This window comes from Acinetobacter sp. (genome assembly GCF_036659555.1).
Taxonomy (GTDB): domain Bacteria; phylum Pseudomonadota; class Gammaproteobacteria; order Pseudomonadales; family Moraxellaceae; genus Acinetobacter.
In genome coordinates, this window is record NZ_JAVXCI010000036.1 from 1 (window position 1) to 14,895 (window position 14,895).

Annotated in this window: 13 protein-coding genes and 1 pseudogene; 5 read left to right on the plus strand and 9 right to left on the minus strand. The window is 46.2% G+C overall.

Annotation, left to right across the window (positions count from 1 at the left end; genetic code table 11):
• Window positions 1–86: pseudogene (locus RSA72_RS06670) on the minus strand (ferredoxin); the annotation flags it as partial.
• A 530-nt stretch (window positions 87–616) separates the two neighbouring features.
• Window positions 617–829 carry a hypothetical protein gene (locus tag RSA72_RS06675; protein WP_332624120.1) on the minus strand — a complete coding sequence of 71 codons (213 nt, stop codon included), beginning with the start codon at window positions 827–829 and terminating at the stop codon, window positions 617–619.
• 322 nt (window positions 830–1,151) lie between these two features.
• Between RSA72_RS06675 and RSA72_RS06680 the strand changes: the two genes are divergently transcribed.
• From RSA72_RS06680 to RSA72_RS06695, 4 genes are all read left to right on the plus strand, one after another.
• Window positions 1,152–1,553, plus strand: coding sequence for a hypothetical protein (locus RSA72_RS06680; protein WP_332624121.1), 402 nt, complete (start codon window positions 1,152–1,154; stop codon window positions 1,551–1,553).
• Window positions 1,554–1,745: 192 nt separating this feature from the next.
• Window positions 1,746–2,171, plus strand: a complete 426-nt coding sequence (locus RSA72_RS06685) for a hypothetical protein (RefSeq protein WP_332624122.1) — start codon at window positions 1,746–1,748, stop codon at window positions 2,169–2,171.
• Window positions 2,172–2,353: 182 nt separating this feature from the next.
• Window positions 2,354–2,485, plus strand: coding sequence for a DUF7940 domain-containing protein (locus RSA72_RS06690; protein WP_332624123.1), 132 nt, complete (start codon window positions 2,354–2,356; stop codon window positions 2,483–2,485).
• Window positions 2,478–3,065 carry an N-acetylmuramidase family protein gene (locus RSA72_RS06695; RefSeq protein ID WP_332624124.1) on the plus strand — a complete coding sequence of 196 codons (588 nt, stop codon included), beginning with the start codon at window positions 2,478–2,480 and terminating at the stop codon, window positions 3,063–3,065. Before RSA72_RS06690 ends, RSA72_RS06695 begins: the two co-directional genes overlap by 8 nt.
• Before the next feature lie 368 nt (window positions 3,066–3,433).
• On the opposite strand, the gene RSA72_RS06700 is transcribed toward RSA72_RS06695, so the two are convergent.
• The 3 genes from RSA72_RS06700 to RSA72_RS06710 all read right to left on the minus strand — a co-directional run bounded on the left by RSA72_RS06700 (window position 3,434) and on the right by RSA72_RS06710 (window position 8,950).
• Window positions 3,434–4,153 carry a hypothetical protein gene (locus RSA72_RS06700; protein WP_332624507.1) on the minus strand — a complete coding sequence of 240 codons (720 nt, stop codon included), beginning with the start codon at window positions 4,151–4,153 and terminating at the stop codon, window positions 3,434–3,436.
• Window positions 4,154–4,856: 703 nt separating this feature from the next.
• Window positions 4,857–7,478, minus strand: a complete 2,622-nt coding sequence (gene mutS, locus RSA72_RS06705; RefSeq protein ID WP_332632898.1) for a DNA mismatch repair protein MutS — start codon at window positions 7,476–7,478, stop codon at window positions 4,857–4,859.
• Window positions 7,479–7,735: 257 nt separating this feature from the next.
• A complete protein-coding gene (locus tag RSA72_RS06710) occupies window positions 7,736–8,950 on the minus strand; it encodes a GGDEF domain-containing protein (protein WP_332632899.1) in 1,215 nt (404 codons plus the stop codon).
• A gap of 322 nt (window positions 8,951–9,272) precedes the next feature.
• Between RSA72_RS06710 and RSA72_RS06715 the strand changes: the two genes are divergently transcribed.
• Entirely contained in the window at window positions 9,273–10,043 is a 771-nt protein-coding gene (locus tag RSA72_RS06715; protein WP_332623368.1) for a TenA family transcriptional regulator, read from the plus strand.
• Window positions 10,044–10,085: 42 nt separating this feature from the next.
• Here RSA72_RS06715 and RSA72_RS06720 read toward each other — a convergent pair whose 3' ends face one another.
• From RSA72_RS06720 to RSA72_RS06735, 4 genes are all read right to left on the minus strand, one after another.
• A complete protein-coding gene (locus tag RSA72_RS06720; RefSeq protein ID WP_332623370.1) occupies window positions 10,086–12,089 on the minus strand; it encodes an esterase/lipase family protein in 2,004 nt (667 codons plus the stop codon).
• Between the two features lie 117 nt (window positions 12,090–12,206).
• Complete coding sequence (locus RSA72_RS06725) at window positions 12,207–13,118, minus strand: ABUW_2363 family tetratricopeptide repeat lipoprotein (RefSeq protein WP_332623372.1); 912 nt, start codon at window positions 13,116–13,118, stop codon at window positions 12,207–12,209.
• Between the two features lie 118 nt (window positions 13,119–13,236).
• Entirely contained in the window at window positions 13,237–14,046 is an 810-nt protein-coding gene (gene cysE, locus RSA72_RS06730; RefSeq protein ID WP_332623374.1) for a serine O-acetyltransferase, read from the minus strand.
• Window positions 14,039–14,881 (minus strand): RNA methyltransferase, encoded by an 843-nt coding sequence (locus RSA72_RS06735; RefSeq protein WP_332623375.1) that lies wholly within the window; start codon window positions 14,879–14,881, stop codon window positions 14,039–14,041. Before RSA72_RS06735 ends, cysE begins: the two co-directional genes overlap by 8 nt.
• Window positions 14,882–14,895: the final 14 nt, after the last annotated feature.

The following is a 14,895-nucleotide window of genomic DNA, read 5'->3' on the forward strand; positions in this document are numbered from 1 at the left end:
CCTTCATAGAAACAGTCTACAGGGCAAACTTCAACACAGTCTTGATATTTACATTTAATACAATTTTCAGTGACAACGAAGGTCATGGCGACAGCTACCTAAAAATATGGTTTTAATAACTAATACTGTATTTTAGGCAAAAACACAGGCAACTAACAATTCCTTTTATTGATATTTGATATTTATAAGTGTGAAATGTAGATAATTTACTGATATATAATAAGTTAATAGCGCTAAAACTGCTATGGAAAATAGGATAAATAGAGCTTATAGAAATTATAGAAAACAAACACTTAATATAAAGTTTTGCAGGTGGAATCTATGGCACATCTGCAAATGGAAACTTAATTCCGGCATCTGCATCATTCCAAACGATTTTATGTTCACTTGCATGCTTTTCAGCCATTGATTCAGTGGTATGTCCCGCCAGTGGCTAAGCAGATTTGCCAATTTTCTTATGCATGAAGATAGCCAGGGCGCGGATTTCGTGAAAAGAAGGCACTTGGCGGCCTGTATAATCTGGGTATGCATTAGACCTTTTTATTGCTTTTAAAAATGAGTGAGAGAGGCATTGCTCATCAACTTGAGTCGAATGTTCTTTCGGTGCTTTGGTAGGCTAGCCCAATTTCTTTTTGGGTGCGCGATGAATAGTGAAAGGGCTTAAAATATGGTCTGCTTTGCAGCGGTCCAGTACCATTTGAAGCTCATCGTCAATTTTAATGCGGATATACTCGGCACCTTCCAGAATTTCAAATTCATCCTCAGGCGTATCTATGGTTTTTTCTTGCGCAACGTGCAAATGTCCATCTCGAATGTCAGACCATTCCATTTTACGATATCAATGCGGCGCGGATGGTTTTAGTGTGCGGCGCTTGCGCTGCTTTGTGCGGTATTTTTTCAAAGTTGCTTGGGCAGGGTTATCTGGTACTAAACCTTTGCTGGCGGCAACATTAGTAATGGGCATTTTAATGATGAATGCTTAGCGGTTCCAAGTATTGATCGTTTAAACAAGAAATAGTATATATTTATGATAGTCTGCTGAGCCTCAAAGAACTTGCCAGAAAAAGTGGGCTTTTTATTTGAATTAATTTCAAATAAGACTCCAAGTAGTGTAAATTCTATTTTGTATTCACAAAATTGGCGAATTGGATATGAATAGAGATTTTAATTGGGATAACTGGGCATCGAAATCACCATTCAATGCTGTTTGGGATAAAACGTCATATTTACAGAATGTAAGAGCTATTCCTACTTGTTATAGTCCTGATGGGAAATATCTGTATTTATCCTCATTGGATTATGAGGTTGAGATAGAATCGGTTAGCCAGTTAGAAAAAGCACTTGATGATATTTTGGATTCATATGTTTCTAGATTGAGTTGCGGTGATTCGGCTAAAACAAAATTAAATCTAGCAATACGTCAATGCGATTTTGAAGTTATTTGTACTTTACTAAATGGGTTACAAGAAAGGTATGTAGATCAGGTATTCAATAAGAACCATAATTACTCGCTTCCGGAAGATTTATTTAAAAAACTTTTAGAAGATAAGTAGTAAAAAATACAATTAAATCTATTTAAGCTCATGCTGATATGGGCTTTTTTATTGACTTAAATTTTAATTTTAGAAAATTTGACTGAATTAAAAAAAGTCAGCTTAAATTGTTGATTAGTTTGGTTCTGTAGCTGATGCAAATACATTTATTTACTACTATTTTCTAGGCAACAATAGGCTTTTTGATTAATTATGATTTATTTTTTATCATTACTTTTAATTATTGCTTTTTTTGTATTCCGAGCTGGTACTTTTGCAGGGGATATGTTGAGGTATTATTCTGGTTATTTGGGGGGCTTATGTATTGTGATGTTTATATATATAAACTCTTTGGTTGATAATGCTCGAAGTGCAAGTGCACCATTTTTAGCACTTTTGGGTGGGCTGTTATTTTTACCCTTTAGTTTTCAAGTAATGTTTCGCCTAGGTTTGCCACTATTAGAGACGGCTGCGGGGTTTATAGTTAGTTTTATTGTTTACAGCATTACGAATGAAATATTTATGAGTATTCTGGTGGGGGTAGCTGTAATGTGGCTGTTATCTCTTAAAACATTAAAAATTATTCCAATCAAACTATCGCTAGGTAATTACACTCAATTTTTCAAAAGAAATACCTGACAGCCAAGCCAAATTACCTTCGGGTGGGGGGAGTGCATTTATTGAGTCCTAGCTTAAATGCCAGACAAACACATGGAGCATCAAATGAAGTTAATTGATAGCTGCAAACTCAAATCAGTACAAGCAAGTGCTTTTTTTATGCCCTGATTTTATTTTTAGAGCAATTCTGAAATGTATGGAATATGATTCCGCAGGAATTTAAGAATAAGATCCCTGAAAACATCGCTGAATGGGTCGGCATGTTCGCTGGTGTCTTAATAGTCTTGGCGCGTTTTAAAAAGCAGCCTGAGCTGCATGGTGATAAAGATGAGTAAAAAACTGACTGATGCGCAGATCGGCGCTCAAGCGAAAGCGCTGGGCGTAGAAGCAGCGGCTTTAAAGGCGGTTCATGAAGTGGAGTGCCGGGGATCTGGATTTAATTCTGATGATACGCCAGTCATCCTCTTTGAGCGCCATGTAATGCGTCAGCGCCTGATTGCGAATGGCCAATCAAAAACAGTTGATGTGATGATGGCCAAATGCCCGGATCTATGCAGCGCATCCGCAGGCGGCTATGGCTTATATTCTGTGCAGCATGGCCGTTTGGCTGCTGCGACTGAATATCACCGTGAATCGGCGCTGGAGTCTGTCAGCTGGGGGCTTGGGCAGGTGATGGGCTATCACTGGAAATCTCTGGGCTATAAGTCGCTGCAGGCCTTCGTCAATGCGATGTATCAGGATGAGGCTTCACAGCTGGATGCAATGTGCCGCTACATTAAAGTGAATGGCCTGATCAATGCCCTGAAAAATAAGGACTGGAAGGCTTTTGCCAAAGGTTACAACGGCAATGGATATGCAAAAAACAGCTATGATATCAAGCTGGCCAATGCTTATAAAAAGTGGGCTGCTAAGTAAGGCTGATTGCTTTATTGCTGTACATTCTGCTTTCAGGCGGCACACCCTATATGAATATCCAGCCTATGATGGTGAAAACCATCATAGGCCACAATGCTGATCAGTTAAGCATTTTTAATCCTCCCCAACCCTCCTTTTTCAAAGGAGGGAGCGTTTCGAAATTCAATACCATATTGAATTCAAGGGTATTCCCCTCTTTTTTAAAGAGGGGTTAGGGGAGATTTATCAATCAGTAATAATGAAATTACGCTTAACCGATCAGCATTAATCATAGGCCAGGCATTTTTATTGGTGATAATATAGACACTTTAAATGGGTTTTAATAAATGCATTTCGTATAACACGTATTATGTTAATTTTAGAAAAACTTAATTTGTTAATGTGATATAACCGAAAAATATTATATAAAACAGAAGAATTAAGCCTAAAATAGTTATAATTATTTTAGCCCCATTTTTGTGTGGCTCCTGCCATAATTCTGGAGAATTATTTTTAGACGCTTCATAATTGTCGATTAAATTAGAATCTTCTTCATAATTAATTCTTAAATCATACTCATCTAAAGATGCATAATATAATTCTTTTTCTAGGTCATCGTTAACTTTCCTGCTACGATAGTTTGATGATGTTCTGATTGGAATACTGGAATCAATTTCAAATTGTAATAAAGATAGAAACTTTCGACCTTGTAATCTATATTTTTCAAGTTCTTCAGAATTTAAGATTATTGAAAAAGTTCTGTAAAGATAAGGTTTTGAACTTTGTATACAAAAATAGAAACTATTATTTTTTTCAAATAACTCCCAATTTTCAGAATAATCTATAAGTTTCATGATATTAGGATCATCAGTTGAAACAACGTCAATGTGATATAAAAACTTTAGGCAACTGATATATTCATTTGAATAGACTTCTTGGTTCATAAGCATGCCTCTTTCATATGTATTAAGTTCCCATTTTTCATCTGATATTTTTTTAATAGAAATAGCTAGATCAAATGAATACCCAAAATAGAAATAATCATCTCTCACAGTTTTTAAACATGTTGACATAGGATATAGAATACGTTGTAAATCAATAATTTTCATATTCTTAAAATTTTACGAGAAAAATATAAATAAAGAATCATCTTAACCTTAATTTTACGGTTCTGTCGCATTAAGGCTCTTCAACCTATTTAATATAATGGCCGTTATACGAAATTCAATATATATTTCCATATAAATCATTAATTTAATAATCACTAAATAGCTCAATCCTAGCTGATTGGGTTATTTTAATGTTTTTTCACGTTCCACACCCACCACTCAAACAATGTTTCACTCTTTTGATTAGCGTTCCGTATAGATAGTAGTCAAGCAAAGCACTAAAGCACTGCGCTTTTTTACTTTCATTGTATTTGCAAGAGCAGAATGGAGTTGGTGAAGTGTTAATTCAGATACTCCCATCGTTTATCTATTTTTGATTCAAGGCCCAGCCAGGTGTTCTCTACTGGCCAGTGAACCATGCTTAATTGTAAATTCAATATCGAAGTAAAGCCAAGTTCTCACTTTTAATTGTCAAAAAAATCAATTGATTAAAGGAGTTTACTGCAAGTTTTGTTTTTATTTTACAGGAATTTTGCAGGTTGTTTTTTTTATATTTATAAAAATCAATAAATTATCTACTAAATTTACGGATTATTTTATTGCTAATAAGATAGGGCTGCTAAATTTGATAAAAAGCAGCCATATCCATCAAAAATACTTATAAATGAAAAAAACGCTCAATTGAGCGTTTTTTTCGGTCAATTCAGAGGCAGTCTTTCAACATGTACAGCTGCTGCAGCGCTTCTCTCGGAGTCAGGCTGTCAACATCCAGTTCTTTCAGCAGCGCTAAGGCAGGCGCGTCTTTTTCAACTTCAATGATGCGTTCGACAACTTCCGGCGCATTGCTTTGGGCAAACAGGTCATTCTGGACAGCGTGGCTGGCCTGCTGCTGCTGTTTTTCCAAAATCCTCAAGCGGTTCTGCGCTTCCTTGATGACATTGGCTGGAATACCGGCCAGTTTCGCCACCTGCAGGCCATGGCTTTGACTGGCTGGGCCATGCTGCACTTTATGCAGCAGAATCAAGTTGCCGTTCAATTCCTTGGCAGTCACATGGTAATTCTCAATGCCGGACTCTTTGCCAAGCTCTGTCAGCTCAAAATAGTGCGTGGCGAACAGGCAAAGGCATTTAATGCGCTTAGTCAGATCCAGCACGCAGGCCCATGCCAGCGACAGGCCGTCGTAGGTGCTGGTGCCGCGTCCAACCTCATCCATCAGCACCAGAGACTGGCTGGTCGCATGATGCAGAATCTGCGAAGTTTCAGTCATTTCCACCATAAAAGTGGATTTGCCGGTAGATAAGTCATCGGCAGAGCCAATGCGGGTGAAAATGCGGTCAATTGGGCCTAAGACAGCGGATTCTGCCGGCACATAGCTGCCGCAGTAAGCCAATAGCGCAATCAGCGCGGTCTGGCGCATGAAGGTCGATTTGCCGCCCATATTCGGGCCGGTAATAATCGCCATGCGCCGGCTGAAATCCAGCACGGTGTCATTTGGCGTAAATGCGGTTTTGCTGAGCGATTCCACTACCGGGTGGCGGCCGGCTTTAATTTTTACGCCAATTTCAGGGCTGAACTCCGGGCGCGCCCAGTTGTTTAAGCGCGCCTGATGGGCAAAGTTGGCCGCTAAGTCCACTTGCGCAATGGCGCTGCTCATCATCTGCAAATTGCCGATGTCTTGGCGCAATTCATCCAGTAGCATTTCAAACAGCATTTTTTCGCGGGCTAAAGCGCGGGACTCGCTGGACAGCACTTTATCTTCAAAGGCTTTTAATTCAGGCGTGATGTAGCGCTCGGCATTTTTCAGGGTTTGGCGGCGGATATAGCGTTCCGGTGCCTGATCCGCCTGAGCGCGGGTCAGTTCAATATAGTAGCCGCTGACCCGGTTGTAGCCGATCTTCAAGGTGGAAATTCCAGACAGCTCACGTTCTTTGATTTCCAGATCAATCAGGAACTGCCCAGCATGGTCGCGGATTTTGCGCAGCTCATCCAGCTCATCATCAAAGCCTTCGGCAATTACATTGCCGTCACGCAGCAGCACCGGCGGATGCTCGACAATAGCGGACATTAAGCGCTGATGCAGGCCGTGAAAATCGCCCAATTCCTCATTCAAGTGCATCAGCAGCAGAGACTGCCTGGCGTCAATAATCGGCTTTAAGGCGTGGCGCAAATAAGGAACCTGCGCGCAGGCTTGGCGCAGCTGCACCAGATCGCGCGGGCGCGCGCTGCCCAAGGCTACGCGGCTCAGCACGCGCTCAATATCGCTGATTTCCTTAAGCACCAGGCGTACAGGTGCTTCGTGATAGCCTTGCAGCAGCGCCTGAGCCGCGTCCAGGCGCTCATCCAGCACGGCGCTGTCGCGCAGGGGCTGCATCAGCGTTCTGCGCAGCAGGCGCCCGCCCATTGCGGTCTGGCAGTCATTGATGAGCTGGAACAGCGATGTGCCGTGTTCAAACAGCGGTTCAATCAATTCTAAATTGCGCCGGGTCACCGGGTCTAAGGCAATAAAGTCAGAGCTTTGCTCCAGCTGAATGGAGCGGATATGCGGCAGGGCGGTTTTCTGGGTTTCCTTGCCGTAATGAATCAGGGCGGCGGCGGCGGCTTTAGCCAAAGGCAGATGGTCAATGCCAAAACCTGACAAAGTCGCAACAGCAAACTGGTCACACAGGGTTTTCTGCGCATTGTTTAAATTAAAGTCGACATTCGGGCGCTTGGTGATGGGGCAGTCCAGCTGCTGCTTAATCTGCTCAATAATATTCGGATCAATAATATCTTCATCAAGGATGATTTCACTCGGCATCAGCCGCGACAGTTCAATCGCCAGCTGTTCAGGCTGAAACTTCTGCTGCTGGACTTTGAAGATGCCGGCGCTCAGGTCAAGCAGCGCAATGCCGATCTGATCCTGCTGAACGCACAGCGCAACTAAATTTGAGCTTTGATGCGAGGTCAGCAGGGCATCATCGGTCAAGGTGCCGGGAGTGATGATCCGAACCACGCCGCGCTCTACGGGCGCTTTGCCGGTCACTTCGCCAATCTGCTCGCAGATCACCACCGTTTCGCCTTTTTTAACCAGCCGGGCCAAATAGCCTTCGGCAGCGTGGTAAGGCACGCCAGCCATAGGAATCGGCTCGCCGTTGGCCTTGCCGCGGTGCGTCAGGGTAATGCCGAGCAGTTTGGCGGCTTTATGCGCATCTTCAAAAAACAGTTCATAAAAATCACCCATGCGGTAAAACATAAGTGAATGCTGATGCTGCATTTTAACGCTCATGTACTGCTGCATCATGGGCGTTAAAGTGGATAGATCAGCAATAAGATCAGAACTTGTCATTGAAAAATAGTCCTTGGTTTCTATAAATTATCAAAAATATCGGCCTTGCTTTCGCCGCGCTGCTTCAGCGGCGGGCATTATAAAAGAAAGCTGCGCCCGGCTGGAAAAATCTGTTAGGCAAAGCGCGGCGCGCAGATCTGCCCAAAGCAAAAGGCAAGTCTAGCAAAATAAGAAATTGGAGAGAAATGCTATCTGATTCTTGCGGTGAAATTGCGGGAAATGCCGGCGCCCGCTGCATGAAAATGCGCCTTGGCGCATTAAGCCGCTGCTTTTTTAGACATGCAGTACTGGTTGCGGCCACTGGATTTTGCATGGTACAGCGCCTCATCTGCGCGCTGAATGAATGCCGGAATTGTGTCTAACTCCTGAGGAATGACTGTAGCAGCGCCAATGCTGACGGTCACGGCAGCCGATATTGGGCTTGCGGGATGCGGCAGGGCCAAATTGAGTATGCGCTGCATCAGTTTTTTGGCAAGCAGTTCAATTTGGTCTTCATTCAGCATCGGAAACAGCAGCAGAAATTCCTCGCCACCGTAGCGCGCTGCTAAGTCATTGCTTCTTGAAGTTAAATTTTTCAGCTCATGCGCAATTTTCTGCAGGCACAGATCACCTGCCAAATGCCCCAAATGGTCATTATATTCTTTGAAAAAGTCAATATCGACCATCAGGATGCTGACCGGCATTTGATAGCGCAGGGAGATGCGCCACTGCTGCTCCAGAACTTCAGACAGGTGCCGGCGGTTTGCCAGCCCAGTCAGCGAGTCCAGCTGGGAAAGTAGCTCCAGCTGCTCTGACTGCTTGCTCATTTCCAGCTGATTCAGTTCAATAATGCAGTTCTGCAGGTAATTTTCACGGTGCTGCCGGTCAATTGCATAGGCCAAAGCCATGCCCAGAAAGCTGCTGAATGTATAGGTGCGGTTTAAAAACGTCCAGTCGATTGGATAGTTTAAAAAAATTGTGACGGCAATGGCAATCAGGCCGCCGGACCATCCTGCAATCACGGCAGTATAAAACCGCATGCCGACAAAGCCGTAAATAATAATCACGGCATACATCATGGCTGCATGGAACAGCGCATTATTATTATTGCCCATTATCGTAATGATAATAAAGGAAATAGCAACTGCAGCCGTAGAGCCGATGCAGGTATAAAAATCAAAAAAGCGGTTGAGCCTTTTAATCAGGGAAAGCAGCCAGGCGGCCAGAATAATGACGCCGACCCATGCATAAAGGGAAAACCACTGCTGCGCCTTTTCACCGGCAGGAATAACCTGATAAATGCCGAAGCTTAAAAAAGCGTAAAGCATGAAAATGATTGGCGCGCGGAAGCGGAATTCCAAAGCAGCTTCATTCTGATATTGCTGTTTGTAGATGGCTTCAAGCTTTTTGGAAAAGTATACGTAATTCAGCCCCTTGGAGATTAAGGCTTGAATTTCACTTCGGCTTAACAGCTTTGAACCTTCTAACTTCATATGCGGTGGCCAAATTCGGATATTATTTTAAAATCGTGGGTATTTTTTAACTTCACAGCGCCTGCCTGCACGCGCTTGTTACATAGTATTAACAAAAGATTTTATGCTCTACAAGGGGGGCGCAATGCTATTTTTTTCAAGGCTGAAAGATAATTTATGTGATTGGTGGAATATCCGTGCGCTGAATATGAAACAGCGGGATCAGGTATCAGCGGCTTTGATCATTGCTGATCTGAATATTAAAAAAATTTGCTTGTCTAAATAGCTAATTTGATTATGATCAATAAATAATTGTATAAAAATTATGATATGGAGCGGAGAAATGGCGGCAGTCTTTCGGCATGAAAAGGATTTACTGAAAATTACGCCGCATAATGCATGGTCGCAGCGGTTTTGGGATGAGCTGACGCCTTTTAAAGACAGAATCAGCGGGCATCCGTTTTTTGCGGATATGGCAGGCGGGCAGCTGAGCATAGCAAGCTTCCGCTATGCGCTGCTGAATTTTTATCCTCTGGTGGCGCGTTTTCCGGCCTTTATGGGCTTGGCGCTTGCCAAAGCGACAAATTTTTCCGAAGCAGGCGTGGCGGAATCGCGCGATTGGCTGATTCAAAACATTAAAGTTGAGGAGCGCCATTTAAGCTGGTACAGGGACTGGGCCGGCGGTTTCGGCATCACGGCAGAAGCGCTGGACAAGGTTCATCCGCCGGCGCCAATGAATGCCGTGAATCATTATCTGTGGAATGTGAATACGCGCGGCAATCTGGTTGAAAGCCTGGCTGCAACCAATTTAGCTATTGAATGGGCCACAGGCGACTGGAGCAGCAAGGTCTATGCCGGCATTCACGCCTATACCAATCATCCGGAAGTATCGATTAATAAGCGCACCATCGCTTGGCTCAGAGCGCATGCGCATTATGATGACCTGCATCCCTATGAGGCAATGGAGCTGATTAAGCGCCTGAGCGACGGCAATCCGCAGCTGCAGCAGCAGGCGTTTCAGGCGGTCAAAGAGGGGCTGGCGTATTATGAGCTGGCGCTGGATGACTGCTACCGCGTGCAGCTTGATTCGCAGCCCAATCTGCGCAGCGCATAAAAAAACCGGCCGGCTGGCCGGTGATGCGTTCTGCCGGAGCGGCTAAGGCTTGTACAGGCCTAAATCGGTCAGATGCAGCCTTAAAATCCGGCGCAGTTCCAGCACAGCTTCCGGTGTTTCCTGAATGGAATGCCCGCCTTTGAAAATTTTCTCCGAAATCGCGCCGTCTAAGTGAGCGCTTTTATAGGGCACAACATCATCCGAAATGATATCCGGGTCGTCGCTGCCGGTGGCATTGCCAATAATTGAATGGTATTTCATGCCTTTTTTCGGCTGAATATCTTCAGTTAACGCGATAAATTTAGAGCGGTGGCTTAAATCGCTTGGCCCATTCTGAATCAGCCCCAGATCAACTTCCTTAAAAAAGTCCTTTAGGTCTTCTTCCTGCGTCAGCACATCCGCCATAGCGGAAAGGAAAGCGCCCGGCAGCTTAATGATTTTGCGCGCAGCCTTGGTGAACCAGCGGTCAGCAAATTCTGTCCCGCGGTGCGGCGCAGCCAGAAAAATGGCGCGGCTGAAATTCGGCACATCTTTGATCACAAGGCGGTGCTTAACCACAGCCGTATTTTTATATTGATTCAGCTGGCGCGAATTCATCATTTTCAGCGCCTGCTGGGTCGTGTCGGCATTGCTGACCAGCAGGCGGGCAATAATGCCGCCCATGCTGTGGCCGACCAGCACCGCATCTTTTTTCGCGGATGCATTGGCATTCACCTGATTGAACGTCTGCGTCAAAATGGAATGAATTTGAAAGCGGCTTTCAATAATAGGCATATTGGTGGAATAGAACACTTGCCAGACCTGATAGTGCTCCCGCAGCACCTTATCGCCCATCATGTCATTGGTCAGGCGGATCCACGCCTCTGGGCTGCTGGCAAGGCCATGAATCAGCACAATGACTTTTTTATTGGGATTGTAAGGCTCCAGCATGTACAGGTGCGGCATGGTCAGCTGCTCGTCGCGGTCTATCAGGGACAGATAGGCGGACTTGCCCAAGTTGTTCTGCGCCAGCCATAGGCCATAAGGCGCGGAAAAGTTGGCAGCCAAAGGATATTCCTTGCCGCCGACCGTCAGCTGTTCATATTTGTAAGGGTCATAGGCCTTAATTTGAAAAGCGGAATGGTTCAGGATTTCATCGACCGAGCTGGCGGATTCCGGTTCCGCAGTCAGCGTGGCAGCCAAATAGCGCGCCTGATGAATATTCGGGTTCAGGCCTTGCGGGTATTTGTAGGCGGTGGGGTCAACAATGTATTTGGCTTTTCCATTGGATTTTGGCGCGTCATCCGGCAGCACCACCAAAAATTCGGAACCGAAACCGTCGCGCCGGGTAATTGAGCGCAGGCCGGAAAAGTTCAAATTATAGGTCGACATCAGCTGTTCGATTTTCCGCTCTTTCAATTCGGGGTAATGGCTGTAGTCGATGCTGTAGGTGCTTGGCCCGGCTGTAATCTGGCGGGCTACTTCGGTCGGCTGGAAGCGCGCCGAATAGCTGCTGACCAGCTTGGCGATGCCCTGATTGTAGAAGTCCCGGATTTGCACCTGGCGGTTGTCAAAGATCCGGTCTTGCGGCCCGCGCCTAGTCTTAAACATATAGGCATAGCTGTAGCGGATGCTTTTATCCAGCATATAGAGCTGCTGATCCAGGCACTTATGGTAATTGTCTTTCTGGGTTTTCTGGCGCTCTTCAGAAGCATGCCTGCTCAGGATGCTGATTTTGCATTCTGCTGAGTTCTCCAGCGCAATGGCTTTGGCCAAATACAGCTCGCTGGCGGTTGACAGGCGCTGTTCATCCTGAATCTGCGGAATCTGCTTGAGTTCATCCACGCACTTTTCCGGATCTTCGGTGCAGATTTTCGCTTCACGGCCGGTCATTGACAGGACATTCAGGCTGGCTTCGCTTAACTTGCTGCGGGACAGTATGCTTTCACGCTCGTTGGCAATTGTCACATTCAGCGCCTGATTCTTGACGCTGACCACTTGGCATCCGCCGAGCAGCAGGGTGCTGAACAGTCCGGCGAGCAGTAATTTATTGGTTTTGTGCTGCATGGTTGTATCGCAAGGCCGAGATTCAAATTTTTAAATCATACGGCAATCCTCGGTTTTTTCAATTCGCTGCCGATAAAAAATAGGCCAGTAAAATGGCCTATTTTTGTAACTGCGGGCTTAAGAAGCTTTCGGCGGGTTCAAAACCTGCCATACGTTCCAGCGCCCCTGCTTTTCAATTTCCTGAATCAGGCGGTCTGCAACTGCGCCTTCCTGCGGATATTTCACTTTATAGTTTTTCAGCACGTTAATTGCGCTTTTCTTCTGCTCCATGGCAATGTAGTTGTTGGCTGCGGAAAGGTAAGCTTCCTGAACGCCGGCTTTCATGGCTTTATCCAGATATGGAATCGCTTCACGCTGGCCGCCGCCTTCAGACAGGCCAAAACCGAACCAGAAGTTGGCTTCGGCATCATCCTTGTTGATTTTCAGGATGCGCTGCGCGTAGTTTAAAGACTTGGTGGTATAGACCGAACCTAAGTCCAGGTTGCGCGCCATGACGCTGGCTTTGAATGCGCGGATCAGCACATCAAAGGATGCATTGTCCTTGGAAGCCAGCGTATCCAGCTGCTGCGTGACTTCTTTCAGCTTGGCTTCAAAGCCTTTGCGCTCATTGCGCTGCACAAAGCGCGGCGGGTAGTGGCGCGCTTTGCCTTCCACCAGCTGCAGGAAATCATCAATTTCTGTGATGTCAATTTCATTGTCGCCGGCCAGCACAGCGTATTTGATGGAGCGCGCTTTGCTGTTGACGGTAGGAATGATTAAGCGGTTAACATCCAAAGTCAGTTTTTTTGACGGGTCATCTGCGCGGTTCACCACCATTTTAGTCACCGGCTGAGCGGCAGCTTTCTGCAGGTCAATTTCAAATGGAGGAGGCGCATCGTAATTGAACGGATTCAAGGCGTAAAATGGCGGCGTTAATTCAGGCTCAGCAAATACCATTGCATCCTTAGGATTATTGTTCTTAGTCGGGATGCTGCCGCAAGCGGCGAGGGTTAAAGCAATACAAGCAGCTGCCAAGGGCTTAAGCGTCATAGTGGTCTTCCATTTGATTTATTTTAAAACTTAAAACATGCATGCCTGCCAGTCTAAAAAAACTCTGGCAAACATGCAAGCCGGCCGGCGCGCAGCCGGCGATTATTCAAGGCAAGCGTCAGGATTTTGATTGATTGCTCTGCGCTTCACACTCGCGCCGGACTTCTTCAATGATTTTCAGCTCTTCGGCGCTGAAAGGCTGTTCATTCAGCTGCTGCTTTTTAAAGCTTGGATCAAGCAGGGACAGGCGCTGGCAGAGCGTATTCATGCGCTTTTCGTTGCGCTGAATGCGGTCCAGCAGAACGCGCATGCCTTCCAGAATCGGGTCGGACTGATCCTGCGTTGCAGCATAAGGCTGGAAGCCGATGCTTTCCGCATAATCGCGCAGCTGGGACTCGGCTTCATCTTTTGGTTTGTTTTTGGTAATAAAGCGCGCCGGGTTGCCGACGGCGGTGGTATCCGGCGGCACCGCTTTGGTCACCACGGCATTGGAGCCGACCTTGGCATTTTTGCCGACGGTAAACGGGCCGAGAATTTTAGCGCCGGCGCCGACCACTACGCCATCTTCCAGTGTCGGGTGGCGCTTGCCTTTATTCCATGTTGTTCCGCCAAGCGTTACGCCGTGATACAGCGTTACATCGTCGCCAATTTCTGCGGTTTCGCCAATGACTACGCCCATGCCGTGATCAATAAAGAAACGGCGGCCGATTTTAGCGCCGGGGTGAATCTCAATGCCTGTGGCAAAACGGCTGAAAGAAGACAGCAGGCGCGCTGAGCCTTTACACTCTTTTTTCCATAACTCATGCGCCATACGGTGCATGATCAATGCGTGAATGCCGGGATAAGTCGTTAGGACTTCGAGCGTGTTCCGTGCGGCGGGATCGCGCGCGAAGACAGCCTGTATATCTTCTTTGAGCTGCTTAAGCATCAGATTGATTCCCTTGGTCTGTAGATTTTTTCCATGTGCCGTTATTCAGCGCCTGCACCCGGCTGAAGATGCCGCGGAGCAAATGATATTCCATACGGTCTAATTGTATACGTCCAAAAAGGCGGCGCAAGCGCAAAGGCAATAATCTTGGATTTTTCGGGTCCATAAATTCAATTTCCGCCAGCATTTTTTCAATATGCGGGTAGAACTGCTCCATCTGCTCATGGGTCACCAAAGGCTCATCCCACTGCATGTCAATGCCTTCGGCTACATGCATTTGCGCTTCCGGATCAGCCGGCTGCTCAACAAAATTCATCGCCGCCATGCGCATTTCATAGCAGATCACCTGAATGGCCTGCGCGACATTCAGCACGCCGTAATCGCTGTTGACTGGAATTGTGACATGGTAATTGGCCAGCGCCAATTCTTCATTGGTCAAGCCGCGGTCTTCACGGCCGAAAACCACTGCAACTTCCTGCTGCTCCCGCGCTACGGCTTGCAGCGACATTTCCGCGGCGGGACGCGCGTCCAGCAAAGGCCAGGGAATGGTGCGGCTGCGGGCGCTGGTGCCGAATACAATGTGGCAGTCTTTAATCGCGTCTTCTAAAGTTTCAACAATTTCAATCTGCTCAATCAGGTCGGCTGCGCCAGCCGCCAGCGCATCAATGTCCGGATGCGGGTAGGTTTTAGGCGCAACCAGCACCAGCTTGGCCAAGCCCATAGTTTTCATGGCGCGCAGCGCGCTGCCTATGTTTGCCGGCAGGGTGGTATTGACCATGACAATACGCACATGGGAGAGATGCGCTGAAACAGCAGCATTGTCAATTTGACTCATGATTGTTCCAAATT